The organism is Amycolatopsis thermoflava N1165, assembly GCF_000473265.1.
GTDB classification, from domain to species: domain Bacteria; phylum Actinomycetota; class Actinomycetes; order Mycobacteriales; family Pseudonocardiaceae; genus Amycolatopsis_E; species Amycolatopsis_E thermoflava.
Window position 1 is genome coordinate 1,868,094 of the sequence record NZ_KI421511.1, and the last position, 22,915, is coordinate 1,891,008.

The window sequence follows — 22,915 nt, forward strand, 5'->3', positions numbered from 1 at the left end:
GGCGCGCTAACGGGCCCTTCGCACACCCGGCAGTGGGCGCGTCGCCGAATCAGAGCTGGGTCCAACGCCGGTCGAGGACTAGTTTGGCCGTCGCAGTGCGGTCTGCCAGTGCTTACATTGCGCTTGCCGCCTCGAAAGCAGTAGACGGTGGGCTCGGCGACGTGAGGCGAGCCTCGGCGAGCAGTGGTCCCCTGAAGGCGAAGGTGCGCCGGCTCGCGCCAGTTTGCGCGCCGCACGGACGCGATGTTTAGCAGCAGGCGGTTCACCTTGACTATCAGACCCGGAGCGAGACTGCGCGGGCAAGTCGGTGAAGTGGCCGCCGCCCACCGGGTCCAGGACGGTGTCCACGCCGCGGCCGTCCGTCCGGCGGAGCTCCTCCCGGCAGACACTCGACCAGCACCACGTGGTCGGCGCTGCGGACTTGGCCACCCTCGAACTTCCGGGCGTCGCTGACCACGGCGACTGATCGCAATCCCCAGGCGCGGCACAGGTGCACTGCCGCGGCGGTGGCCAGGGCGTGGCGACGGTCATCGAGCGGCTCAGCTGCCCCGGATCGTGCCGGTAACGCAGGACTGCTGTCCGGCCGCAACAGCTTCCTCGAGGCAACGCCGGACGAACTCCACAGCTACTTCGACGTCACGCCGTCGGCGCCCTGCTCATGGTGCAAGCATGCTTCCCTCATCTTCGCAACAGCGACCACCGCGGGCGATCATCAACGTCGCCTCCGGCAACCTTCTTGACCGGCGACCCCAGACGACTCGCCTACGTCGCCAGCAACGGCGCCCTGATCGGCATGGCCGGCGTCATGGCCCGCGATCTCGGCGAGCACCGCATCACCGTCAACGCCGTCGTGCCCGCGCAAGTCGCCGCCCCCGACACACGCGCCCACTCTGGCGACGACGTCGTGCACGCACCGTGTCCCAGCAAGCCATCCAGGACTACGTCATCCCCGACGACTTCGCCGGCCTGGTCGCGTTCCTCGCCTCCCCCAACGGCGCCCTCATAGCCGGCCAATGCCTCGTCCACGACGGTGGAGGCCTCCTGCCTTAGCGGCGCGAATCCAGCACTGCCAGCGCTTCGGGTCGAGGAGCCCGTTGGCTCAGTAGCTAGGACGACCGGGCGCTGGCTTCGCGGACGAAGGTTCCCTTCGACGGGATAGTGACCACAAGCCCCTCCTCCCGGAGGAGCTGAGTCGCATGGCGAAGGGTGCCAAGTGCGACCCCAAGTTCCGCTGCCAGGCGCCGTTCGGCCGGAAGCGGTGTGTTGGGCGCGAGTTCGCCGGATTCGATGCGGGCTTTGAACTGCTCGAAAACCACCCGATAGAGATAATGCGGCGTTCGCTGTTCTTCCGTCATCGCCGACTCCGGCGAACGCGCCCCCAGCCGTTCTCTTCGTTGAGTGCGACTTTCACACGCTGGGGCATCGCATGGCGAGGGCGACGGTTCTTTTTACCGTCACAAGCCGCAGGAGAAGCATCACCGCAGATACGCAAAATCCATCGCCACATCATTCTTCCCTTCAGGTTAGTGCGTTATTGCGCACCAACAGACCGTGCAGTGCGCGCACCAGAAGGGGCAATAGCCCATATAGGTCGTTCTGATAGAGATCTCTCTCGGTACTCTTGACTTCATGCCGAGACACCCCGACATGGCGAAGCAGCTCGACAACCGGCCGCTGGCACGTCTTCTGCGCTCGCATTGGCTGGCACTCGCCCCTCGGCCTACCACCCGCATGGTTGGCGACCAGCTCGGCGTCTCCCATACCACGGTGAGCCGATGGCTCGACGGCACACTCCTTCCCACCGTAGACCAAACGAAGGCACTCGCCGACGCCCTCGGAATCACGGGCAGAGCGCGCGCGGACCTGCTCCACGTCGCGGAGTGGGTGAATCCACACCGTGTCACTCATGGGTTTTTCGGCATTTCCAATCAGACTGCTCGCGCATTGGAGCTCGAGGAGCAAGCCACTTCCATCTCTGAATGGTCACCACTGCGCGTTCCAGATCTGTTGCAAGTGGATGATTACGCTCGCCGCAGCACCGGCGATGTGGGCGAGGTGACATCCAGAATTGGACGTCAAAATGCCCTGTTCCAGGACGGGCAGACGAGGTATGAGGCTTTCCTCGGCGTGCCAGCACTCACCTGGCGGGTCGGCGGAGTGAACGTCATGGCGAAGCAGGTCGAGCGGTTGATCGACTTGTTCGACCACCAGCCGACTTCGGTGCGACTCGTAATCGAGAGCCCGGACTGGCACGACGGCCAGCTCGGCCCTTTCACGCTCTACGACGGCGAGGACGGCCAGGGCGCCGTCGTGATTCACCACGTCGGAGCGGTCACCCTCCTGACCGATCACGATCTCGTCGAACGCTACCGACAACTCAGGACCGAGCTCGAACAACTTGCGCTTACCCCGACGAACACACGCCGGCATCTTGAGGATGTGCTGCAGGAGGTGAGAAACACATCGCCTTAAGACGAACCGCAGTCAGTCGTTGCGGGGTCGTAGGGCTTAGGCCGGGACGAGCTGGTCGACAACTTCGAGCTTGTTTCGCCGGGCGTCTGCGCAGGGGATCTCGAAGTCGACAACGCCCAGCCAGTCTCCCTTCGCGGTGGCGAACCAGCCCGTCAGGCGGCCAGGCACCTCGCCGGTCATGTCCAGTCCGCTGACGACGGTGTGTACGGGTGCTCCCGGGACTCGCACGTAGATGGCGTCCAGCCGAACCCAGACCGGGGTGATGACCGGGACTCGCCCGTGGTCGGCGTCGCCGGTGAACCGCGTGTACGGGCTGTGCAGCATCCGCAGGCCCTACGTCCAGCCGAGCGGCGTCGACTCCGGCCGATACCGGCGGCCCAGGTAGGGCTGGTCGTCGAGCTCCGCCCGCACGGCCACCGGTCCCGCGGCGCCGAAGCGCCATGCCGCCGGAGAAGCGCCCTCGGCTCGGCACGTCTGGCACTCGACAGTAATTCCAGCTCCACCGACGACAGCTCGATAACCCGTCGCAGCGAGGGAATGTCGCCCCGCCCGGCACGTCGCGGGCAGGACGACGAGCCGGTCACCGTGCGAGTCGACGCGGTAGTGGACGAGGCCGTCATGCCGCTCACCGCTCAGACCCTCCACGCTCATGCCATGAGGCTAACACGTCATCGAACTGGTGTTCGAGAACCGTGCTTCTGTTGAGGCGGTGTGCCGCCCAGGCGCGGGCGGCCGGGACGAGGGTGCGCCACAGGTCGCGGCGCTGCTGCGCGGCCTGGTACTGCCAGATGCCCCAGATCTCGACCGCCAGCGCCGTACGGACGGCCGATGGAGTTCGTTGCCACACCGGAAGCGCCTCGGCCCACTCCTCGGCGGCTGATGGCGTGTGACCGGCGGTGATCAGCCGGGCGATGAGGAACGCCACGTCGACCGCCGCTGATCCGGTGCGCGACCACGCCCAGTCGATGATCATGGCTCGGCGCCCGGAGACGAGGATGTTGAGCGAGTGCAGGTCGGTGTGCACCAGGTCGTGCCCGTCGGCGGCCTCGACCGCTCGCGCCTCCCACGTTATAAGCTGCTCAGGTACCGACAGCCCGGGTGGCGGGTTCTTGGCGAGCCGTCGCCAGGGCGCGAGTCGTGCCCACTGGTCTGCCAGCCGAGGCGCGGCTGCTGGGCAGTCGGCGAGGTCTCGTCCCAGCGCTGCCACGGCGGCGGCCACCACGGGCAGGTCGGGTGAGCCGGGTGCGAGGTCGGCGTGGGCGCCCATGACGCGGTCGAAGCCGAGTAGCAGCCAGCCATCGGCTTCGATGCGCCAGCGCAGTCGCGGTGCGATGGCCGAGGGCAACCACGGGTTGATGTCCGCCTCGTGGCGGTGCATCGCGCCGCGTTTGGCCTCGGCATCGGCGATGCCCTTGCAGAACACGACTCCGCCGGAGCGCAGGTGCAAGGTGGCTGAAAAATCCGAGTTGCGTCCCGCCGAGGGGATCTCGGCGCGCGCGACCAGCCCAGCCTTGCGTTCGATCGCGGCTCGCACCGTGGCGGGGAGCTCGTCCCAGGTGCTGCGAGGCATCGTGGAACTCCCTGTCAGTCGCGGGCCGGCGGCGGGTCGTCGTGGCAGCCATTGTGGCAACCGGTGCACCCGGCCGCCTGCGGCCACAGCTCGGAGTCGAGCGTGAAGCCCGCGGCCTCGATCGCCCCCACCGTCCGTGCCACCGTCCCGCGGGCGGTATCCCCGCTGGCGGCCGGGTCGTGGTCCGCAGTAGGCACGTGGTGCAGGAACCGGCCGGCGATCCGCTCGCAGAAGGCCGCGTAGTCGCGGGTGTGCAGGACGAAGGTGTGCCAGCCGATGTCCACCAGTTCGCTGGGCGCGAGCGGGTCACCGGTGTTGCGGGCGCACGCGGCCAGGAAGGCCAGCGCCTGCTCCATGATGCGTTCGGCCACGCCGCGCTCGAGGTCGTGCTCGGCGACGATCCGGTTCACCAACTGCTCGAACAGAGCGGGCTCGACCAGAGACCGGCCGGTCATCGGGGTGCTCAGTACTGCTGTCAACGTGTCCTCCTTCGGCGTGTGCGATCACTCGCCGTGATCGCTTGGGAACACGTTACGATCGGGGCGGCCGCGGCAGAACGGACTGCCAGTACGGGTTGCGGCAGCGACGGAGGCTCGACCTGGGGGCGAACGCATGGCGAGGGCGTCACGAACACCGACCGGCAGTCAGGGATCACGCTGCCTGGGCGTCGTGGCGGGGTTCGTGCTCAAACTCGCCCGCCAATCCGCGGGCGCGACGCAAGACCAGTTCGCCGAGGCCGCAGGCGTCGACGTCACAACGGTGCAGGGCTGGGAATCCGGCCGAAGGCCCCTCGCCGCGATGCAGACCCGGGACTTCCTCCGACTCCGGTCCACCCTGACCCGGCTCGGCGCGCCGGCATCCGTGGGCCGGCATCTGCACGAGGCCATCGAAGCCGACGTCGTCCTCGCCGCGGCCGTCGACGCCGGTCCGGCCTGGCTGGACCCGGCGCAGCATCCCCTGGCCGACAACGTGCATCGCCGGTCACTGACCAACTTGATCACCTGGCCGATCACCGGAATCCTGCCCGAGCAACTCCGCCCGCTGGCAGTACCCGCTCGCCGACGGGGACCAACAGCGTCGCAACCCGTGCTCTACCCAGATGAGCGAGCACGCTTCTTCGACCACCTGCTCACCATCGCCGACCGCGCCTGCGGCACCGACCAAGCCCTGCTGCGCCGCCAAGCGGTCTACCTGCTCAGCTTCGACCAGCGGCCCGCGAGCGTCGACTGGCTCCGCGGCGAGTGGGCACGCGCCAGCCGCCAGACCATCCACACCGACAACGTCAACCGGCTGCTGGAAACCCGCTCCGCCTCGGTCGCGCTGGCCGGCCGCGGCGACGGCGACGTGCTGCGCCACTTCACCACCGCCATGACCACAGGCTCGACCCCGGACGTGGCGAACCTGAACTACTGGGCCTACTGGATCGGCGAACTGCGCGAGGACCACATCGACGACGCCTTCATGCTGCACGCCGACCCCCGCTCCTGGGGCGGCGTGCACCTGCTGGAACACCTCACCCGCCGGGTCGCACCGTCCTCGCCCCACCTACCGCTCAACCTGCACACCCTGTTCACGTTGATAGCCTCACGCCCGTCACTGCTGACCGACTGGCCCCACCTGCGCCCACCGCTCGAGGAGGCCGTCGAGGTGGGCCTGTCCACCGACGAACTCACCCGCGCCGAGCGGGACCAGTTCGCCGGCCTGCACTACGCCCTCCGCATCGCCGACCGATAGGAGAACCACGCGTGTCAGACGCCAGCGCCATCGCCAGCTTCGGCTACGAGCTCGGCATCCTCAAACGGATCCGGCGCTCGGGCTGGTGGCACGCCGGCGTCCGCGACCCCGAATCCGTCGCCGAGCACTCCCTGCGCGTCGCCCAGCTCGCCGGACTCCTTGCCGCCGAAGAAGGTGCCGACCCCGCCCGCGCCGCCTACCTCGCCCTCTGGCACGACACCCAGGAAACCCGCACCGGCGACCTCCCCCACACCGTCAAGCCCTACCTCACCAAACCCGACCCCAAGCAAATCACCACCGACCAAACCGCCGGGCTGCCCGACGCCGCCCGCGCCTCCGTCCGGGACGCCGTCGACGAGTACGAGACGGCCGAAACCCTGGAATCCCGGTGCGCCCGCGATGCCGACAAGCTCGAGATGCTCCTCCAAGCGGTCGAGTACCGCGAGGTCGGCGTTCAGCGCGTCCAGGGCTGGATCGACAGCGCGCTCAAGGGCCTGTCCACTGCAACCGCCCAGCTGGTCGCCGAAGCAGCCACCTCGCTCTCACCGCTTGCATGGCGGGACCGGTGAGCCCGGCGGAACCACGATAATCACGAATAGAATTTGGCAACCCCTCGTGGAATAACGAAGTGGGTTACTCGGGGAATCTGCCAACGGATTATTCCAAATTCCCTAGGGTGCGAGGCCGCACAGGATTGTCACCCACGCGCTCAGCACAAGATAGGGCCCCAAAGGCATTGGGGCGTCACGGGCCACCTGCCCCGTGGCACGCAACACAAGGCGTGCGATTCCAGCAAGCAGCCACCCCAGCACGGTGGCGGCCAGGACGGCGCCCCAGCTCTGCCATCCCAACACGAGGCCAAGGAGCCCGGCGAGCTTGACCTCTCCGGCGCCGAGGCCGCCGAGTGCGAGGGCGAGCGCGAGATAGCAAGCGGCTAGAACAACCATCCCGACCGCCGCCCGGAGCAAGTCGGCGTACCCCGCCGCAAGTACAGCCCCAAGGGCGAAACTCGCCCCCACCGCGAGGATGCCCACGACAATCAGCACACCGGGCAGGCGCTGCTCGACGACATCGAACAGCGCCAAGACCACTGACACCACCGCGAACGAGCTGTATGCCACCAGGTCGATCCCCCAGCCGAACCGCCAGCCCGCCGCGCCGAACAGCGCGGCCGTCACACCAGCTGAGACAACCCGCTCGCCCACGCCGAGCGCTCTCGTCCGCACCAAAGCTCGGGAGCCCAACGCGACCGCCGCCCCGGCGCACCCGCCGACGGCAGCCCAGCCAGTCAAGGCAAGCGAATTCATCGGACACCCCGGCGATCGACGCAGGCAAAGACCTCGCGATTCCTAGCCGCCATAAATACCGGACGCAAGCCTCGAATGTTCCCATCACGCGTCCGAAAGGGTGAATCTTTCTTGGTTGGAGCCATGCCGACCTCAAAGTCAGTGCGGCATTGCCGTTGCGCCCGCAGGGGGACAGTGGTGTAGAAAGTTTGATCTGGTGAACAGTGATCAACCGGTAGTGGTGGGGGTGCCACGGTGCAGGGGAGAACACGTCGCTCCGTGAGCGGATGGGCGGTCACGGGTCTGGCCGGTCTCATGCTGCTCGCGGCGTGCACCCCTGACGATCCGGCAACCGTCGCGTCCGCGCCGTCGACTGCCGCCCCTGCACCCTCGACTGCCGTGAGCACCAGTCCTTCCCCGATGGATGAGGACAAGGCGAAGCAGGACGCGCTGACGGCATACCGGGCGATGTGGGAGGACTTCGTTCAGGCCGGGACGACATCGGATTGGCAATCGCCGAAGCTTGGGGATCACGCGACCGGCCTCGCGCTGACGAACCTGTCGCGCGGTCTTTACGCCGACCACTACAACGGCCTGGTGACCAAGGGACAGCCGATCCTCAACCCGACGGTGTCCTCGGCCGAGCCTGCGGACGATCCGGTGAAGATCATCGTGTCCGACTGCGGTGACTCGTCGAACTGGCTCAAGTACCGGGCCGACAACGGTCAGCTCGCGGACGACGAGCCCGGAGGCCGGCATGCGATCAACGCGATCGTGGAGAAGCAGGCCGACGGCTCGTGGAAGGTCACCGACTACGGCGTGCACGACGCGGGGACGTGCTGACGATGCGCCGCACCGCTGTCGTCGCCGGGGTCTTCACCGCAGCCGTGCTCGGCCTTGCCTCTCCTGCCGTTGCCGGGGGCGGCTGGGGAAGCACGACCTGCAGTCAAACGCCCACGCCCGCTTGTGAACTCGGCGCCGGCACCAGCAGCACTCCGGGGAAGGCTCCTGGAGCCGGTGCTCCCAACGCCGGTCGTCCTGGTGGGGGGACCAAGCCAGGCAACGGAAAACCCGCGAACCCCGGAGACACGATCACCGGTGGCGACGCCAACATGGCGAGCTGCTCGTATGTGAAGAGCGACTACCAGCCGCCCAGCGGTGGCACGTTTCCCGTGGCGCACACGCCTCACCGGAGCACGGGCGGCATCGTCCCGGTGGCAAGGCCGCGCCCTGCACCGGCGCAAGCCGCGCAGCCGGGGCAAGGGCCAGGCGCCTGGTACGTGTGGAAATGCTCGGGAGAAGGCTCAGCGGACACGTTGTACCGGCCTCCGGTGTGGATAGCCGATGGGGAGCAGCCCGGCGCGGCGCAGCTGCCGTCGCCCGAAGAGCTGGCCCAGATGGCACGCCGTCAGCTGCGGTTGCCCTCGCCAACGATCTCCGCGAACCCGGCCGGCGACCAGCTGGTGAACCTGCCCACCTGGATGTGGTTGTCCAGCGGCTGGGATTTGGTGTCGGCGACCGCCTCGGTGCCCGGTGTTTCGGTGACGGCGACGGCGACACCCGGCTCGGTGACCTGGTCGATGGGCGATGGCTCGACCGTCGTCTGCAATGGCGCCGGGACGCCCTACGCCGCCGGCGGCGATCCGGCGGCCCCTTCACCGGACTGCGGTCACGTGTACCGCCGCTCGTCGGCAGCACAGCCGGGACAGGCGTTCGGCATAACCGCGACCGTGCACTGGACGGTCAGCTGGTCCGGCGCCGGCCAGGGCGGGACGTTCCCGGACATGACCACGACGAGCACCACGAGCTTCCGCGTAGCCGAGTCACAGGCGTTGAACAACGGAGGCGGCTGACCGCCCGGCATCCGACCAGGACCACTCGCTGATTCCCTTCGGCGACGTGGCGCACTACCCCCTTGCCTCACGGAGGTACCGGAGTGAGCACCAACACCACGAACCGCCCGGACACCGCAGCCGGCCCGTGGGTCAGCAGCGGCAAGAACGTTCCACGGTTCCGCGGAACCGGCCGCCGCCGCAGTCTCCCGCACCTGCTTCTGGGTGTGCTCCTCGTACTAGCCTGCGCGGGCGGATTCGTGCTGTTCTCGCTCGACTCGGGCGACCGGCAGGCAGTTCTCGCCCTGGCCCGCGATGTTCCGGTGGGCCACGTGCTCACAGCGCAGGACCTCCGCCAGGTCAACCTCGCTCTCGATCCCGGGGTGGCCGCCATCGGGGTGGATCAAGCAGCGACGGTGGTCGGGAGGCCGATGGCGACGAGCTTGACGGCCGGCGCGTTGCTGACCCCGCGCTCGGTCGGTGACCCCCTGGTCCCGGGCACTGGTCAGGCGATCGCCGCTCTGGCGCTCAAGCCTGGTCAGTTCCCGCCGGAAGTCGCCCCGGGCGCGCGTGTCTCCGTGGTGTTCGTGCCTGCGCAGTCCGGGACGGCGGCGAGTCTGCCCGTGGAGGGCGGAATGGTCTGGCCCGCGGTGGTGACCACCGTGGTCGGCACCCCGAACGACCAGACGACTGTGGTGTCAGTTCAACTGACCGAGGCCGCTGCACGTCAGGTCGCCGCGGTTCCGGCCGGGCAGTTGTCGGTCGTGATGCTCGCCGCGGGAGGACGCTGATGCTGGTCTCCGTCCTGTCACTGAAGGGGTCCCCTGGCGTGACGACGTTCGCCGTGGCCCTGGCCGCGCGCTGGCCGGGACCGTCGCGCGCGCTGGTGGTCGAGGCTGACCCTTCGGGCGGGGACCTTGCCCTCCGGTTCTCGCTGGCCTCGACGCCCGGGCTCGTCAGCTTGGCAGCCGCCGCGCGCCGCGGCGGTGATGCCGACCTCGTTTGGCAGCACACGCAGGAACTCCGCGGTGGGCTGCGTGTGATCGCCGCTCCCCCGGATGCCGAGCAGACGCGCGCTGCGCTGGCAGCCCTTGCCCAGCATCCGGCCAGCGGTCTCGAGCTGCTCCGCCAGGCTGCCAACCAGCCTGGGGTGGTGGTGATCGTGGACTGCGGTCGCGTGGATCCCGGCTCGCCGGGTGTACCGATCGCCCGGTCCTGCGATGCGATGGTTCTCCTGTCACGTGCTCATGCCGACGACCTCGCGCACCTGCCACGGCGACTGCCCACCGTGGCCCGGTGGACTCCGAATCCCGTGTTTCTCCTGGTCGGCCCGGGCTACTCCGAGGCCGAGGTCGCCCGCGAACTCGGGGTGCCGCCACTGGGTCGGGTGCCTCACGACGTACGCGGTGCCGCCGTGTTGTGTGGCCGGCCGGCCACACGGCGTTGGGGGCCCGCTCGTTCCGCGCTCGGGCAGTTCGCGCAGAAGGTCGCCGGCGAACTCGCCACCCGGCAGAGCCCGACCGCGCCGGAGCCAGCCCAGCTGCACACACCGATCCCGGCGCTGCAGATGGTCCCGGGTGTCCCGCCTGCCGCTGTCTCGCCCAACGGTGTGCGCCCGGCGCCCTTCGCCGGAGGACAGAGGCCATGACGCCGCCGACCGCACGGGAGCAGACGCTCAACGGGTCGGGCGTGAGTAAGTCGCCGACGAGTTGGCCCGTCGGGGAGCCGCCGGACGCGGTGAGCCGGTTACGCCGGTATCTGCGTGAGCAACTGAACGCCGAGCTGCCTCAGCGGGTTGCTGACCAGCAGGACCGCACCGGCAGCACTGCCACTCGCGAGGCGCGCCGCGAGCTGGCGCGCGGGATCATCGACGACGCGCTGCGACGGCACACGGAGAACGAGTTGGCCGCCGGGCGGGAGTTGCTTCCACGCGACGTCGAGCAGCGAGTGGTGACCGAAGTCGTCAACGAGCTGTTTGGCATGGCGGGGTTGCAGCCGTTGCTGGACGACCCGACGGTGGAGACTATCAACGCGAACCGTTATGACCGCGTTTTCGTGCAGTACAACGACGGACGCCGTGCTCGCGTCGGTCCGATCGCATCGTCCAATGAGGAGCTGACCGATCTGGTCCGGCTGCTGGCGGCACGCGCTAGCAGTCAGGAACGGCGGTTCGACCAGGGATCTCCGGCGGTCAACCTCCAGCTTCCCGGTGGAGAACGGCTGTTCGCTGTGATGGGGCTGACGGCCGGCGGGGTGACCGCCCTGTCGATCCGGCGGCATGGCTACCTCACCGTCACCTTGCGGGACCTCCGTCGGCGCGGGACTCTCGACCCCGGTCTGGAGCAGTTCCTGCGGACGCTGGTCAAAGCCCGCAAGAACATCCTGATCACCGGCGGCACCGGAGCCGGGAAGACCACCCTGCTGCGGGCGCTGGCCTCCGAGATGGATCCGATGGAACGGATCGTCACCATCGAGGACGCCTTCGAGCTCGGTCTCGACCACGACCCCGACATCCACGCCGACGTCACTGCCTTCCAAGCCCGTGAGCCGAACGTCGAAGGCGAGGGAGCGATCTCCCAGGCCGAGCTCGTGCGCTGGGGGCTGCGGATGAGCCCGGACCGCGTCATCGTCGGGGAGATCCGCGGGCCGGAGGTCATCCCGATGTGCAATGCGATGTCCCAGGGCAACGACGGGTCGATGGCCACGCTGCATGCGTCCAGCTCGCGGATCGCGTTCACCCGCCTCGCTTCCTACGCCGCTCAAGGCGTGGAACGGCTCCCGCTGGAAGCTACGAACCTGCTGGTGGCCTCGGCGGTGCACTTCGTCGTGCACCTGGCTCGTGCCGGCGACCGGCGAACCCGGGTGGTGTCCTCGATCCGCGAGGTCGTCGGCGCCGATGGCCCGCAGGTCATCTCCAACGAGATCTACCGTCCCGGTCCGGATCGCCGCGCTCGTCCTGTTGCCGGCGCCCTGCGCACTGACACCCTCGATGACCTGGTCGACGCCGGATTCGACCCCGGCGTGCTGGAAAACCCTGAGGGCTGGTGGGGGCCATGACCGCCACCCTCAGCGCGACCACGGCGATCGCGGCGCTGCTCGGCGCCGGAACCGGGCTCGGACTCTTACTGGTCGTCCTCGCCTTACGGGGGGCCGACCCTCGCCTCCCCCGGCGTGTCCGGCGCCGCGAAGATGCCGCAGACCCGCGGCGCTCGCTCCGGCTTGCTCTCGCGGTGGCCGCCGGACTGGTAGCCGGCCTCGTCACCGGCTGGCTGGTCGGCGGCATCCTCGCCGGGCTCGCCTGCTGGGCGCTGCCACAAGTTCTCGGCCGCGACTCCGAGCACGCCCGTCGGATCGCTCGCATCGAAGCTGTCGCGACCTGGGCGGAGATGCTGCGTGACACGCTGTCTGCCGCAGCTGGGTTGGAGCAGGCCATCCTCGCTACCGCGCCGTTGGCCCCGCCGGCGATCCGTCGTGAGGTTGGTGAGCTCGCGGCGGGGATCGAGGCCGGCGACCGGCTCGCTCCAGCCTTGCGGCGGCTCGGTGAGCGGCTGGACGACCCCGTAGGCGACCTGGTGATCGCCGCCTTGCTGCTGGCCGCCGAGCAGCAGACCCGCCAGCTGGCGGACTTGCTCGGGTCGCTGGCCGAGGCGGCCCGCGGCCAGGCTTCGATGCGGATGCGTGTGGAGGCCGGGCGGGCCCGCACTCGCACGTCGGTCCGGGTGATCGTCGGCACCACGTTGGCCTTCGCGGTGGCGGTGGTGCTGCTCAACCGTGGCTACATGGGCGCCTACGACAGTGCCACCGGCCAGATTGTTTTGCTGATGATCGGCGGGTTGTTCGCAGCCGGGTTCGCCTGGCTGAGTCGCATCGCGCGCATGCCGCAACCTGACCGGTTCCTCGCCGCGCCGACGACCGAGGACGGGCGAGTGGTCATCGGGAGGCAGGAGTGAGCACGTTGATCATCTCCCTCGCACTCGGCGCCGGGCTTGGCATCGGGTTCTGGGCAGTCGCGGTCTACCTGTTCCCGCCGCGGCCAGCCTTGAGGCTCGTTCTGGCTCACGCTACCGAACCACCGCGACCGGAGCCGATCCTCGCTACCGGGAACGCCGGCTGGGCGGCACGCCTCGGCCGGCCCGCGGTCGCGCCATTGCGTGCCCTTGGCCTGCCCGGACCACGTCTCACACGCGACCTCACGGTGATCGGCCGCTCGAGCTCGACCCATCTCGCGGAGAAGGCCACCCTCGCGGTGGCCGGCCTGGTGCTGCCCACCCTGTTGGGCGGGATACTCACGGTCGCCGGGCTCGGTCTCGGTGTCGGGCTCCCGGTCATCGCCGGACTCGTGCTCGCCGCGGCGGGATTCGTCCTTCCCGACCTTCAGGTCCGCTCGGAAGCCGCGAAACTCCGGGCTGGGTTCCGCCATGCGCTGTCGGCCAACCTCGACCTCGTGTGGATCACTCTCGCCGGTGGCGCTGGGGTCGACAGCGCACTGGGTGACTCCGTCGCGATCGGCCGCGGCTGGGCCTTCGCGCAGATCCGACGAGCACTGGACACCGCCCGCCTGACCCGCACCACACCGTGGGCAGCCCTGCGCCAGCTGGGCGAGGAACTCGACGTGACCGAACTGGCCGAGCTCGCCGCATCGGTCAGCCTGGCCGGCACCGAGGGTGCCAAGGTTCGCACCTCCTTGGCCGCCAAAGCACAGGCCCTGCGCACCCACCAGATCACCGAAGCCGAGGGCGACGCTCAAGCGGCAACCGAACGCATGTCGCTGCCGGTCATGGCGTTGTTCCTCGGGTTCCTCGCCTTCATCGCCTATCCCGCGCTGGTCCAAGTCCTCAATGGTCTGTGACCGCGTTGAATTCGACTCACGATTGGAGACTCTGATGCCCTCACAGTGGGAGACCTTGTGGACCGTCGTCCGGGCTCGGGTGGAGCTGCTGCGCCGGGAGCCGGACGCGGGGTATTCGACCGAAACGGTGCTCGTCACGGCACTGCTGGTCGTCGCCGCCATCGCGGTGCTCGCGATCATCGTCGCCAAGGTCACCTCCAAGGCGAACAGCATCGACATGTGACGCCATGAACCGCAGGCAAACCCTCCGCGCAGAACCGAGTCCCTGGCGCATACGGCTCCGCAGGGCGCTGGCGAGCGATCGTGGCTCGGTGAGCGCTGAGCTGGTGATCGCCACTCCCCTGCTGTTGCTGGTGCTGCTGGCCATCGTGCAGTTCGCTCTGTGGTCGCACGCGACGCACATCGCCCAAGCGGCCGCCGCACAAGGGCTGGCGACCGCGCGCTCACAAAACGGGACGGCCGCAGCGGGGACGGCCAGCGCGCAACAACTCCTCGGCCAGCTCGGGAATGGTCCACTGCGCGGCGCCGCCGTCTCGACCGACCGTGGCCCAGCAGCCGCCGCGGTCCGGATTTCCGGGACAGCCACCTCGGTGGTGCCGTTCTTGACGCTGCCGGTGCATGCCGAAGCCGCCGGACCTGTCGAACGGTTCGTTCCGGACGAGACGAGCGGATGACTTGATGACGAGAGCCCGTGAGCGATCACTAGAGCGCCGAATCGGCATCCGCGCGAGCTGGGCCTCCTGGTGGCGAGGCGACGGCGGGTCGGTCGCGTCCGAAGTCACCCTCGTGGCCCCGTTGCTGATCATGCTCCTGGTGTTCGTCGGCGTCGTCATCCACCGCGGTGTGGACGCACGGATCCGCATTGACGACGCCGCCCATCAGGCGGCCCGTGCTGCGAGCATCGAGCGCACCACCGCGGCCGCGACCCGTGCTGCCCAGTCCACCGCCGCCGCGACCCTGGCCGACGCAGGTGTCGCTTGCCGGTCCTTCACGGCGACCACCTCGACCAATGGACTGCGTCCTGGCGGCACTGTCGTGGTGACCGTCGTGTGCGACGTCGACTTCGGCGACGCCCTCATGCTCGGCGTGCCCGGCGGCAAGCGGTTGAGCGCCACCGCGATCGAGCCAGTCGACGTCTGGCGCTCTACCTTGAACACCGGGGCGCCGTCATGATGTCCGGACATCCCGGCCCGGCGAGTGGGACCGGCTGGTGGCGGGCGGACGAAGGCCGCGTGTCCGCCTTCGTCGTCGTGCTGGTGTCCGCCATCCTCGCGCTGGCCGGCCTGACCCTCGACGGCGGCCTCGCGCTCGCCGCCAAGGTCCGGGCGAACGGACAAGCCGAATCCGCTGCGCGCGCCGGCGCGCAGGCCATCGATCTCACCGCCTACCGGAGCAGCGGCACACTCCGCTTGATACCCACGCAAGCCATCGCCAGGGCGCAAGCCCACCTGGCTGCCGAAGGCGCCAGCGGGACGGTCATGATCTCCGGCGACACCGTCACGGTGACCGTGACCGCCGCACACCCAACCCGGCTGCTCGGGCTGATCGGGATCACTTCCCTGGCCGTGCACGGCCAGGGAAGTGCGCACCCTCAGCGCGGAATCACTGCTGTTCAACCATGACGGAAAGGGGAGTGATCATGCCAACCGATGACGAGGTCGAGCACCGCATCGAAGACGTCGACGCCCCGCGTACTGCAAGGCGGAAAGCGGCCGCGCAGCAGGTGAACCAGCTTGCCCAGCGCCGAGCCGCGATCGTCGCCCAGCTCGAGGACGTCGATGGGCAACTCGGCGAGATCGTCGCTGATGCCGAGGACGTCATCAGCATCGACGAGCTGGCGCGGTTCACGGACCTGAAGGTCTCAGACCTCACGCAGTGGGTCGCCGGCCGCAAGCCCACCCGGAGCAAGCGAAAGAAGGCGACCCCGAGCAAGGCAGGCACTCGTTCCCGGAGTTCGTCTCAGGCGAGCGGACAACCGGGTGGTTCGGCGGCCTCGCCGGTCGCTGGAACCCGCGATCTCAAGGTCGCTCAGCTCACGTAAGCGAGTCCTATGCCTGGCATGTCGATGCGTAGAGCTGGCGCCGTTGTCGTCGTGACGATCAGGGTGCTTCGCGGGTTGCTCGCCGCAATGGTCCTGCTTGCTCTGCTCGGCGGTCTGCCGTGGGCGCTCATCCGATTCGTCGGGTGGCCCCTGCCGGACCACCTGCCGACCTTGGCGGAGATCGAAGGCGTTTTGCTCGGACCCATGACCGCAACCTTCCTGCTGAGCTTCCTCGCCTGCCTCAGCTGGGTGGTTTGGGCGCTGTTCGCGGTGGACGTGGCTCGCTGCGCCGTCGACATGGTGCGCGGCATGCGCGTTCCCGACGTGGTTGCAGCCGGCCCAGTCCGCCGGGCTAGCGCTGCTCTCGTCGGTGCGATCCTGATCGCGATCGTGGGTCAACGCTTCGACCAGGGCGTCACCACGGGTACGAACTTGAGCGCCGAGTTCGTCGCCGCCTCCGACGTGAGGGTCGTCGCCTATGAGCAGAACAACGCCGAGGAGGCTGTCACGGCGAGGACCGTGGTGGCCCTTGCGCCGGACCCGAAAACCGGCGTGCACGACTCGCTGTGGCGCATCGCCGAGCGCACGCTCGGAGACGGCAAACGCTGGCCGGAGATCTTCGACCTCAACCGAGGCAAACCGCAGCCCAACGGAGGCTTCTTCGACCGGCCCAGCTTGATTTTCCCCGGCGAGGAGTTCAGGTTGCCAGCTGCCGCGAGCAGCCCAACGGAGATCAAGCCTCCGTCCACGGCGGATCCCGCGGAAGAGCCAGCGCACCGCAGCCCCGAACCGAAGCCGCCCGTCCACGACATGCAGCCGCCTCCCTCAGGTGCGGCGGGGTTCCGGTGGGGCGATGAGCTGTTCGTCGGACTCGGACTCGCGTCCGCGATCAGCACAGCGTTGCTCATCGCGCGACGCCGGCGCCGCCGCCGCTACCGACCCGGCAGCGGCGACCGTAGTGACCTGCCCGTCGCGCCGGTGGTGTACCAGCTACGCCTGGCCCATCTGCGAGCCACCCAGGAGGACGAGTCGGACGCGCCCGCCAACGAGTTGCCGAACGGGCCGGAACCGCTGCACGCGCAGGACAGCACTCTGCCCGTCGGCATACGAGACGGCCGAGAGCTCGCGTTGGACCTCGCCGCGGTCCGCGGACTCGGCCTCATCGGCGAGGGCGCACCAGCTGCGGCACGGGCACTGCTCGTCGCCGCCAGCACGGCCTCCGGGACGCGCGTGATCTGCCCAGCTGAGGACGCGGAGGCCCTGCTGGGCAATCACGCGGACCAGGACCTCCTGCCGACAGGCGTGCAGCTGACCGGCGATCTTGATGCCGCCCTGGACGACCTCGAAGCCGAGACGCTGTCCCGCGCCCGCCAGACCGCCGATACCCATCCACCATCATTGCCACCCATCCTGCTCATCGCTCGGACGCCGGAACGCAACCGAGAACGGGTGCAGGCGGTTCTGGACAACGGCTCGGGCTTCGGCGTGACCGGGGTGCTGCTGGGCCAGTGGCCCGCCGGCGTCACTACTTACGTTCGAGACGACGGCACCGTTTCCGCCACCAATCCCGGCCCAGGCGAACGACTCCGCGGCACGCGCATGTTCCGCGTCGGCGACGACCACCTCGCCGACTTGCTAGCCCTGCTTCGCCAAGCCGACACACCGCACGGAGACGACCAGCGGACAACTCTGCCCGAGCAGGAGTCCGATCTCGAGCTCGCCGCGGGGAAGCGCGCCGGGGAACAGCCCGACGCAGGGCTGGAGATTCTCGGGGCGACAGCCGGCTCTGCTGATCCGGCCGTCGTTCCCCTCGTTTCATCTCAACAGCGCGCGACCGGACACCAGCAGGACTCGCTCGCGCCGCTGCGAGTCACCGTTCTGGGCCCGGTCCGGGTGTGGTGGCGACCCCAGCCCCCGCCTGCCGCTGAGGTCGTCGAGAACGAGGTCACCTCTGCATTCCAGCCCCGGGTGCGTGAACTGCTGGTGTTCTTGGCGCTGCACCCGGACGGCGTCAGCCGTGAGGCACTGACCGCGGCCCTGTGGCCGGCAAGTCCCCCCGAGAAGACGACCAACTCCCTGAACACGAGCCTGAGCCGCCTCCGGCGGGCAGTCAGCGCCGCCACCAGTGGCGAACTCACTGACGTGATACTGGCCGGCGAAGGCCGCTACCGCCTCAATCCCGCCCTGGTCGAAGTCGACTACCACTGCTTCGCCGCCGCAGTGGCTTCGCGGCGCGCGGCCACGACCCAGCAGGACCGGATCGACGCCAACCGCCGCACGGTCGAGAGTTATACCGGTCCCCTCGCCGACGGCATGAGTACGGAATGGATCGAGACCGCCCGGGAATCCATCCGCCGTGACGCCATCGACGCCGTCGCGGCGCTCGCAAGAGCCCTGGTCGACCAGGACCCCCAGCAGACCTTGGACCTCCTTGAGATCGCCCGCGCCTTCGACCCGCACAACGAGCTGATCTACCGCGACATCATGCGCCTGCAGGAACGCCTCGGTCAGGTCGACGCGATCCCGCGGACCCTGACGCTGCTCTCCACTCGCCTCGCCGAGGTCGACGAAGAACCCAGCCCGGAAACGATCGGCCTGGCTGACCGGTTGCAACGCCGCCACGAAGTCCACGCAGAAGCCGTCGCAACACCCGCAACCGGATACAACAAAGCCGGGTGACCACGAGTGCGCCACGGCGGGATGATCCTCGTTCAGGCCGGCCTCGACGGAAAATCGTCATCGCCCTCGTCCGCGGACGGCCCGCCATGCGGACCGTGCTCGCGGCTGTATTTCTGGGCCTGGGCCAACAAGTCAGAGTGCGCCCGAGTCCAGGCGATCAGCGGCTCCGCTGCCTCGAGCGCCTCGACGACAGCCGGATTCAAAGAGTATTCGACCTCCGGCGGAAAAGACTTCGTACTGCGTTCCCGGACGACCAACCCCTGCATGCGCATCTTTTTCAGGGTCCGCGCCAGAATGCTATCGTGCAGGACGGGGTGTTTATCCGTCCAGTTCTCGTCGATGAAATACGAGTTGACCGTGGAAAGAATATCTACCCGACGCAGCGGGCCATCTCGGAGTGCCACGACTATCGCCGGCACCCACTTGTCCCCGAACAGGTTCCTCAAGTCGTACAGGCCCCGCAGGACCCCGTCGTCTCGCTCCGCCACCACGCCTCCCCACGTGTGCCGACCCGGACCGTCGAGGTACCGACTCACCCTCGTCGACGAGGGCACCTCGACAAGCCCACGCTACGCCAAACGGAGCAACGCGCCCAACCGTAGAACTACTCAATCCACGCTCACCGGGCACTGACGATCAGCAGCCGAGCTGGCGCAGCAGGGGCGGACCAGACGAGGATCACCTGGGGGATCAACATGGGGCTCACATCAGGGCTCCGATTAGAGCGCCATCCCCCCGCGACGCGAAAGCACCTGGTCAGGGCACCATCAGGGGATCCGGTGGCACCCCAGACTCGACCCGCCGCAAGGCGGTCAGCACATCAGGGCCGGCCAGGCGGGACAGGACGGCGGGCCAGCCGGTCCCCGCCGCAGGCGTCGTTCACCCTCCCACTTCATATTTCGCATATAAATGAACAGCCAGCGGTTCAATTTAACCCTCTTTATAAACATACCAATTCAACCATTGCGACGACATGGACAGACCTCTGACCAGCGCAAACAGGGCGAAGGGTGGGAGAAATTGTGCCAATTCGACAGGGTTCGAAAACGCAGGAAAAGAGTCTCGAAAAAGCACGGCCGAACCTATTGCGCACGGGCCGCATGTCGAGTCATAATTGATTTGTCGCCGGGGAAACCGGAAATCATCCGCAGAACCTGAATGGGGGAACCATGGACACCACACCATTTGTCTGGAATGAGCCCGATGGCAGCACCGTGACCGCGTACCGAATCGCTTTCGACGGTCGGAAAATGACGGTGTACGGCCCCGACGGTCCGCGTACCCGGACCCGCCGGAACCGTGGCGGTTACGCCACTGCGGCCATGTTGCGGGCCATGGGATACACGGACCTGATGGTGGTTTGTCCATTCGGGACCAGCGACGAATTTCCGTGCACCACGTTGGCCGAATCGTAACCCGCGATCCATCGAAAGGAGCCCGCCATGACCGCCCCCATGTCGCCTGGCACGGTATCGGCCACCCCCGCAGCCGGGTCCGGGACCACTTCCCGGCTGCGCAACGGCGAACTGCGCGCGATGGTCGCGCGGGTCCTGGCCGACAACCACGGCACGCCGTTGACCCCGCGCGCGATCGCGGCCAAACTCGGCGGCCGCTCGTCGGGTGCGGTCGGGAACGCGCTGAAAGCGTTGGCCGACCAGGGGCACGCCTTCACGGCATCGGCCGCACCGCTGACCTACGGCGCGACCGCGACCACCGATACCGTCGCCGCAGCCACCATCACTCCCGCGCCCCCACGGCCACCCGCCACCACCCGGGCGGCCCGTCCGAACAGGACCACCACGGCACCGGCCCCCGCTGCAGCCCCGGCAGCCACGCCACCCACCCCGGCCCCGGCGCCGGTCACCGGCCCGGTGACCCGTCCGAACGGCACCCCGTACCACCCCCGGTTGTTGTCCGGGATGCCGGACGTGGTCGCGTTGCGGAAACTGCGGGACGCCGGAATTCCCGCCCTGATGTACGGCCCGCCCGGTACCGGGAAGACGTCGGTGGTCGAGGCCGCGTTCCCCGACCTGCTGACCGTGCAGGGCGACGGCGACACCACGGTCGCCGACCTGGTCGGCGAATACGCCCAGACCGTGGACGAGAACGGGACCGTGCGCTACACGTTCATCCACGGCCCGCTGGTCCGCGCGATGCGTGAGGGCCGGACCCTGTTCATCGACGACGCCACCCTGATCCCCCCGACCGTGCTAGCCGTGGTCTACCCCGCGATGGACGGCCGCCGCCAAATCATCATCAAAGCCAACGGGGGCGAGATCATCGACGCCGCGCCCGGGTTCTACGTGGTCGCCGGGCACAACCCCGGCGTGCACGGCGCGGTGCTCACCGACGCCCTGTCATCCCGGTTCGCCGCCCAGATCCACGTGTCCACCGACTACGACCTCGCCGCGCAGCTCAAGATCGACAAGCGCGCAGTGAAGATCGCCCGGAATCTCGCCACCCGGCACGCCAACGGCGAAACCGGGTGGGCGCCCCAGCTTCGCGAGCTTCTGGCGTTCCAAAAGATCGCCGACGTACTCGGCGTCGAGGCCGCCGCCGGGAACCTGGTCGGTACCGCCCCGGAAGAGGACCGCGCCACCGTCGCCGCCGTGGTGCGCCAAGTGTTCGGCAAAGACCTCGCCCCGCTCGCCCTCGGCACGCGCATCTGACCGCGACTTCTGTCCGAAAGGGACTGTCATGAGCAATCACCTCGCCGACCCCGCCGCCGCCGGTACCGCCGTGTTCCCGGCCCGCCCGGAATGGCTCACCCTGTCCGCCGCCCTGGCCGACGAGGTCCCGGTCATCGCCGACCGCGACGACCTGCTGGTCACCATCGCGCCGGGTGCGGGCGGCGGCGCGGCAGCCTGTTTCTACCCCGGTCCGGCGCTGATCGAGGTCGATGGCAATAACCTCAAGGTCGACCCCACCACCGTCGACCCGGCCAACATCGGCGACCGCACCCGCTACGCCGCCACCTGGGGCGCACTCACCCACGAATGCGGCCACGCCAAACACACCGCCTGGGACCCACCCGAGGACGCACCGGCCGGGGTGGTCGAGGCCGCGATGCTGCTGGAGGAAGCACGCATGGAAGCCGCGCAGATCCGCCGCCGCCCGGATGACCGGCACTGGCTGCGCGCGTGCGTGAAGGAGCTCGTCGCCGATGACCTGCACCTGTTCGCCGACCCGGCCACCGCCCCACAGATGACCTCCGCCGACGCCGCCCGCTCCGCCGCACTGTTGCTCGCGCGGGCCGATGGCGCTGTGCTGACCGAGGTCGAGGTCGCCCCGCTCGCCCGGGTGATCGAGAACGTACTCGGCCCGGACACACTGGGAAAGCTGCGGGCGGTGTGGCAGGCAGCGCTGCACACGGCCGATGACGACGGCGAGACCATGCTCGACCTTGGGCGTCAATGGTGCGGGATCCTCGCCACCGATCCCAACCAGCCCACTCCGCCCGGCACCTCGGGGACGCCGAACGGCACCGGATCACCCGCCCCGGGCACGAAGTCGCCGATGGCGGAGGCGATCGCCACCGTGCTGGACAACGTGGCCGCCAACGTCGCCCGGCAGCAACCGCCAGAGGACCCGGCCGCACGTGCGGCCGCCGCGCAGGAGCGCGAGAAGGCGGCCCAGCAGGAGGCCGACCGCGCTGCCCGGAAGACGTTCCGGCCCGGCGGACCCAGGGACGGCCGCACCGCACTGGCCGGGACCCGGCCACCGACCCAGGAGGAGCGCACTGCCGCCCGCGTGCTCGCCCGTGCCCTGGACAGCGCGGGGGCGCGCGAGCGGAGCGCGGTCAAGACGACCTCGGTGGTCCCGCCGGGGCGGTTGCGGATGCGCGGCGCGCTGGCCGCCGACGCTCAGCGCGCGGCCGGGGCCGTGCCCACCGCCGAGCCGTTCACCCGCATCACCCGTGCCGCGACCCCCACTCCACCGCTCCGTCTCGGCATCGCCTGCGACGTGTCCGGAACCATGCGCTGGGCTCGCGATCACGTCGCCTCCGCCGCCTGGATCCTCGCCACCGCCGCCCGCCACACCCGCGTGCCCGCCGACACCGCCACCGTGATCTTCGGCAACCACGTGCGGCCCCTGACCCACCCAGGCCGAACCCCGGCCGTGGTGACCGAGTTCAAGTCCGACGACAACTGGGAAGACATCCCCACCGCCATCGCCGCCCTCGACGGCGCGCTCGGCCTGTCCAGCCCCGGCGCAGCCCGGCTGCTGGTCATCGTGTCCGACGGCCAATTCCGGGACCAGCCACGGACCGAAGGCCAGAAGCGGCTTAACCGGCTACGCGCCGCCGGGTGCGCGGTGCTGTGGCTGACCACCAACAAGAGCGACACGCCGCTCGACGGGGCACGCGTGCACCTGCTCACCGGCCCCGCCACCACCGCCCAGGCCATCGGACGCGCCGCCACCGCTGCCCTGCGCGCCGCCCTCTGACACCGC

The 22,915-nt window shown here is 69.0% G+C and carries 26 protein-coding genes and 1 pseudogene; 20 read left to right on the forward strand and 7 right to left on the reverse strand.

Annotation, left to right across the window (positions count from 1 at the left end):
- Window positions 1-658: 658 nt before the first annotated feature.
- Both AMYTH_RS51180 and AMYTH_RS50845 read left to right on the forward strand, forming a co-directional pair.
- Window positions 659-841, forward strand: a pseudogene (locus AMYTH_RS51180) (SDR family NAD(P)-dependent oxidoreductase); the annotation flags it as partial.
- A 74-nt stretch (window positions 842-915) separates the two neighbouring features.
- Window positions 916-1,050 (forward strand): hypothetical protein, encoded by a 135-nt coding sequence (locus AMYTH_RS50845; protein WP_267283887.1) that lies wholly within the window; start codon window positions 916-918, stop codon window positions 1,048-1,050.
- A 56-nt stretch (window positions 1,051-1,106) separates the two neighbouring features.
- Here AMYTH_RS50845 and AMYTH_RS47795 read toward each other — a convergent pair whose 3' ends face one another.
- On the reverse strand, window positions 1,107-1,355 hold the full coding sequence (locus AMYTH_RS47795) for a winged helix-turn-helix domain-containing protein (RefSeq protein WP_084022546.1): 249 nt from the start codon (window positions 1,353-1,355) through the stop codon (window positions 1,107-1,109).
- Window positions 1,356-1,647: 292 nt separating this feature from the next.
- Here AMYTH_RS47795 and AMYTH_RS48750 point away from each other — a divergent pair, with 292 nt between their 5' ends.
- Complete coding sequence (locus tag AMYTH_RS48750; protein WP_027930095.1) at window positions 1,648-2,472, forward strand: helix-turn-helix domain-containing protein; 825 nt, start codon at window positions 1,648-1,650, stop codon at window positions 2,470-2,472.
- A gap of 36 nt (window positions 2,473-2,508) precedes the next feature.
- Here the strand turns inward: AMYTH_RS48750 and AMYTH_RS0109365 are convergent, their stop codons facing one another.
- Genes AMYTH_RS0109365 through AMYTH_RS0109375 form a run of 4 tightly spaced genes read right to left on the reverse strand, consistent with a single transcriptional unit; the run spans window position 2,509 to window position 4,521 of the window.
- Window positions 2,509-2,796, reverse strand: coding sequence for a hypothetical protein (locus tag AMYTH_RS0109365; RefSeq protein ID WP_027930096.1), 288 nt, complete (start codon window positions 2,794-2,796; stop codon window positions 2,509-2,511).
- 9 nt (window positions 2,797-2,805) lie between these two features.
- A complete protein-coding gene (locus AMYTH_RS48755) occupies window positions 2,806-3,123 on the reverse strand; it encodes a hypothetical protein (protein WP_157360566.1) in 318 nt (105 codons plus the stop codon).
- Window positions 3,098-4,042 carry a phosphotransferase gene (locus tag AMYTH_RS0109370; RefSeq protein WP_027930097.1) on the reverse strand — a complete coding sequence of 315 codons (945 nt, stop codon included), beginning with the start codon at window positions 4,040-4,042 and terminating at the stop codon, window positions 3,098-3,100. The genes AMYTH_RS48755 and AMYTH_RS0109370 overlap by 26 nt, the downstream gene beginning before the upstream one ends.
- A 14-nt stretch (window positions 4,043-4,056) precedes the next feature.
- Window positions 4,057-4,521, reverse strand: a complete 465-nt coding sequence (locus tag AMYTH_RS0109375; protein WP_027930098.1) for a glycine-rich domain-containing protein — start codon at window positions 4,519-4,521, stop codon at window positions 4,057-4,059.
- A 190-nt stretch (window positions 4,522-4,711) separates the two neighbouring features.
- Here AMYTH_RS0109375 and AMYTH_RS0109380 point away from each other — a divergent pair, with 190 nt between their 5' ends.
- Both AMYTH_RS0109380 and AMYTH_RS0109385 read left to right on the forward strand, forming a co-directional pair.
- Complete coding sequence (locus AMYTH_RS0109380; RefSeq protein ID WP_051362603.1) at window positions 4,712-5,776, forward strand: helix-turn-helix domain-containing protein; 1,065 nt, start codon at window positions 4,712-4,714, stop codon at window positions 5,774-5,776.
- 11 nt (window positions 5,777-5,787) lie between these two features.
- A complete protein-coding gene (locus tag AMYTH_RS0109385) occupies window positions 5,788-6,345 on the forward strand; it encodes an HD domain-containing protein (protein WP_027930100.1) in 558 nt (185 codons plus the stop codon).
- 102 nt (window positions 6,346-6,447) lie between these two features.
- Here the strand turns inward: AMYTH_RS0109385 and AMYTH_RS0109390 are convergent, their stop codons facing one another.
- Window positions 6,448-6,954 carry a prepilin peptidase gene (locus AMYTH_RS0109390; protein WP_167344578.1) on the reverse strand — a complete coding sequence of 169 codons (507 nt, stop codon included), beginning with the start codon at window positions 6,952-6,954 and terminating at the stop codon, window positions 6,448-6,450.
- A gap of 387 nt (window positions 6,955-7,341) precedes the next feature.
- Between AMYTH_RS0109390 and AMYTH_RS0109395 the strand changes: the two genes are divergently transcribed.
- The 13 genes from AMYTH_RS0109395 to AMYTH_RS44405 all read left to right on the forward strand — a co-directional run bounded on the left by AMYTH_RS0109395 (window position 7,342) and on the right by AMYTH_RS44405 (window position 18,463).
- The gene (locus AMYTH_RS0109395) at window positions 7,342-7,905 is read left to right on the forward strand and encodes a hypothetical protein (RefSeq protein ID WP_228684669.1); all 564 of its coding nucleotides are present in this window, start codon (window positions 7,342-7,344) and stop codon (window positions 7,903-7,905) included.
- A 488-nt stretch (window positions 7,906-8,393) separates the two neighbouring features.
- Window positions 8,394-8,915 (forward strand): hypothetical protein, encoded by a 522-nt coding sequence (locus AMYTH_RS50230; protein WP_228684671.1) that lies wholly within the window; start codon window positions 8,394-8,396, stop codon window positions 8,913-8,915.
- A gap of 83 nt (window positions 8,916-8,998) precedes the next feature.
- Window positions 8,999-9,685, forward strand: a complete 687-nt coding sequence (locus AMYTH_RS0109410) for an SAF domain-containing protein (protein WP_027930105.1) — start codon at window positions 8,999-9,001, stop codon at window positions 9,683-9,685.
- Window positions 9,686-9,723: 38 nt separating this feature from the next.
- Window positions 9,724-10,542, forward strand: coding sequence for a MinD/ParA family ATP-binding protein (locus tag AMYTH_RS0109415; protein WP_228684673.1), 819 nt, complete (start codon window positions 9,724-9,726; stop codon window positions 10,540-10,542).
- On the forward strand, window positions 10,539-11,951 hold the full coding sequence (locus AMYTH_RS0109420) for a CpaF family protein (RefSeq protein ID WP_027930107.1): 1,413 nt from the start codon (window positions 10,539-10,541) through the stop codon (window positions 11,949-11,951). Before AMYTH_RS0109415 ends, AMYTH_RS0109420 begins: the two co-directional genes overlap by 4 nt.
- The gene (locus tag AMYTH_RS0109425; protein WP_027930108.1) at window positions 11,939-12,844 is read left to right on the forward strand and encodes a type II secretion system F family protein; all 906 of its coding nucleotides are present in this window, start codon (window positions 11,939-11,941) and stop codon (window positions 12,842-12,844) included. The genes AMYTH_RS0109420 and AMYTH_RS0109425 overlap by 13 nt, the downstream gene beginning before the upstream one ends.
- A 5-nt stretch (window positions 12,845-12,849) precedes the next feature.
- Window positions 12,850-13,743 (forward strand): type II secretion system F family protein, encoded by an 894-nt coding sequence (locus AMYTH_RS0109430; RefSeq protein WP_027930109.1) that lies wholly within the window; start codon window positions 12,850-12,852, stop codon window positions 13,741-13,743.
- 34 nt (window positions 13,744-13,777) lie between these two features.
- Complete coding sequence (locus AMYTH_RS0109435) at window positions 13,778-13,966, forward strand: hypothetical protein (RefSeq protein WP_027930110.1); 189 nt, start codon at window positions 13,778-13,780, stop codon at window positions 13,964-13,966.
- Between the two features lie 88 nt (window positions 13,967-14,054).
- Window positions 14,055-14,417, forward strand: a complete 363-nt coding sequence (locus AMYTH_RS0109440; RefSeq protein ID WP_267283888.1) for a TadE/TadG family type IV pilus assembly protein — start codon at window positions 14,055-14,057, stop codon at window positions 14,415-14,417.
- Window positions 14,362-14,916, forward strand: coding sequence for a TadE/TadG family type IV pilus assembly protein (locus tag AMYTH_RS0109445; protein ID WP_228684675.1), 555 nt, complete (start codon window positions 14,362-14,364; stop codon window positions 14,914-14,916). Before AMYTH_RS0109440 ends, AMYTH_RS0109445 begins: the two co-directional genes overlap by 56 nt.
- A 59-nt stretch (window positions 14,917-14,975) precedes the next feature.
- On the forward strand, window positions 14,976-15,365 hold the full coding sequence (locus AMYTH_RS0109450; protein WP_027930113.1) for a hypothetical protein: 390 nt from the start codon (window positions 14,976-14,978) through the stop codon (window positions 15,363-15,365).
- A 17-nt stretch (window positions 15,366-15,382) separates the two neighbouring features.
- A complete protein-coding gene (locus tag AMYTH_RS44400; RefSeq protein ID WP_037323550.1) occupies window positions 15,383-15,784 on the forward strand; it encodes a hypothetical protein in 402 nt (133 codons plus the stop codon).
- Window positions 15,785-15,835: 51 nt separating this feature from the next.
- Window positions 15,836-18,463, forward strand: a complete 2,628-nt coding sequence (locus AMYTH_RS44405; protein WP_228684677.1) for a BTAD domain-containing putative transcriptional regulator — start codon at window positions 15,836-15,838, stop codon at window positions 18,461-18,463.
- 32 nt (window positions 18,464-18,495) lie between these two features.
- On the opposite strand, the gene AMYTH_RS44410 is transcribed toward AMYTH_RS44405, so the two are convergent.
- Entirely contained in the window at window positions 18,496-18,951 is a 456-nt protein-coding gene (locus AMYTH_RS44410) for a winged helix-turn-helix transcriptional regulator (RefSeq protein ID WP_051362607.1), read from the reverse strand.
- Between the two features lie 954 nt (window positions 18,952-19,905).
- On the opposite strand from AMYTH_RS44410, the gene AMYTH_RS0109470 reads away from it, so the two are divergent.
- A complete protein-coding gene (locus tag AMYTH_RS0109470) occupies window positions 19,906-21,132 on the forward strand; it encodes an AAA family ATPase (protein WP_027930114.1) in 1,227 nt (408 codons plus the stop codon).
- A 28-nt stretch (window positions 21,133-21,160) separates the two neighbouring features.
- Window positions 21,161-22,909, forward strand: coding sequence for a vWA domain-containing protein (locus AMYTH_RS0109475; RefSeq protein WP_027930115.1), 1,749 nt, complete (start codon window positions 21,161-21,163; stop codon window positions 22,907-22,909).
- The last annotated feature ends 6 nt before the right edge of the window (window positions 22,910-22,915 follow it).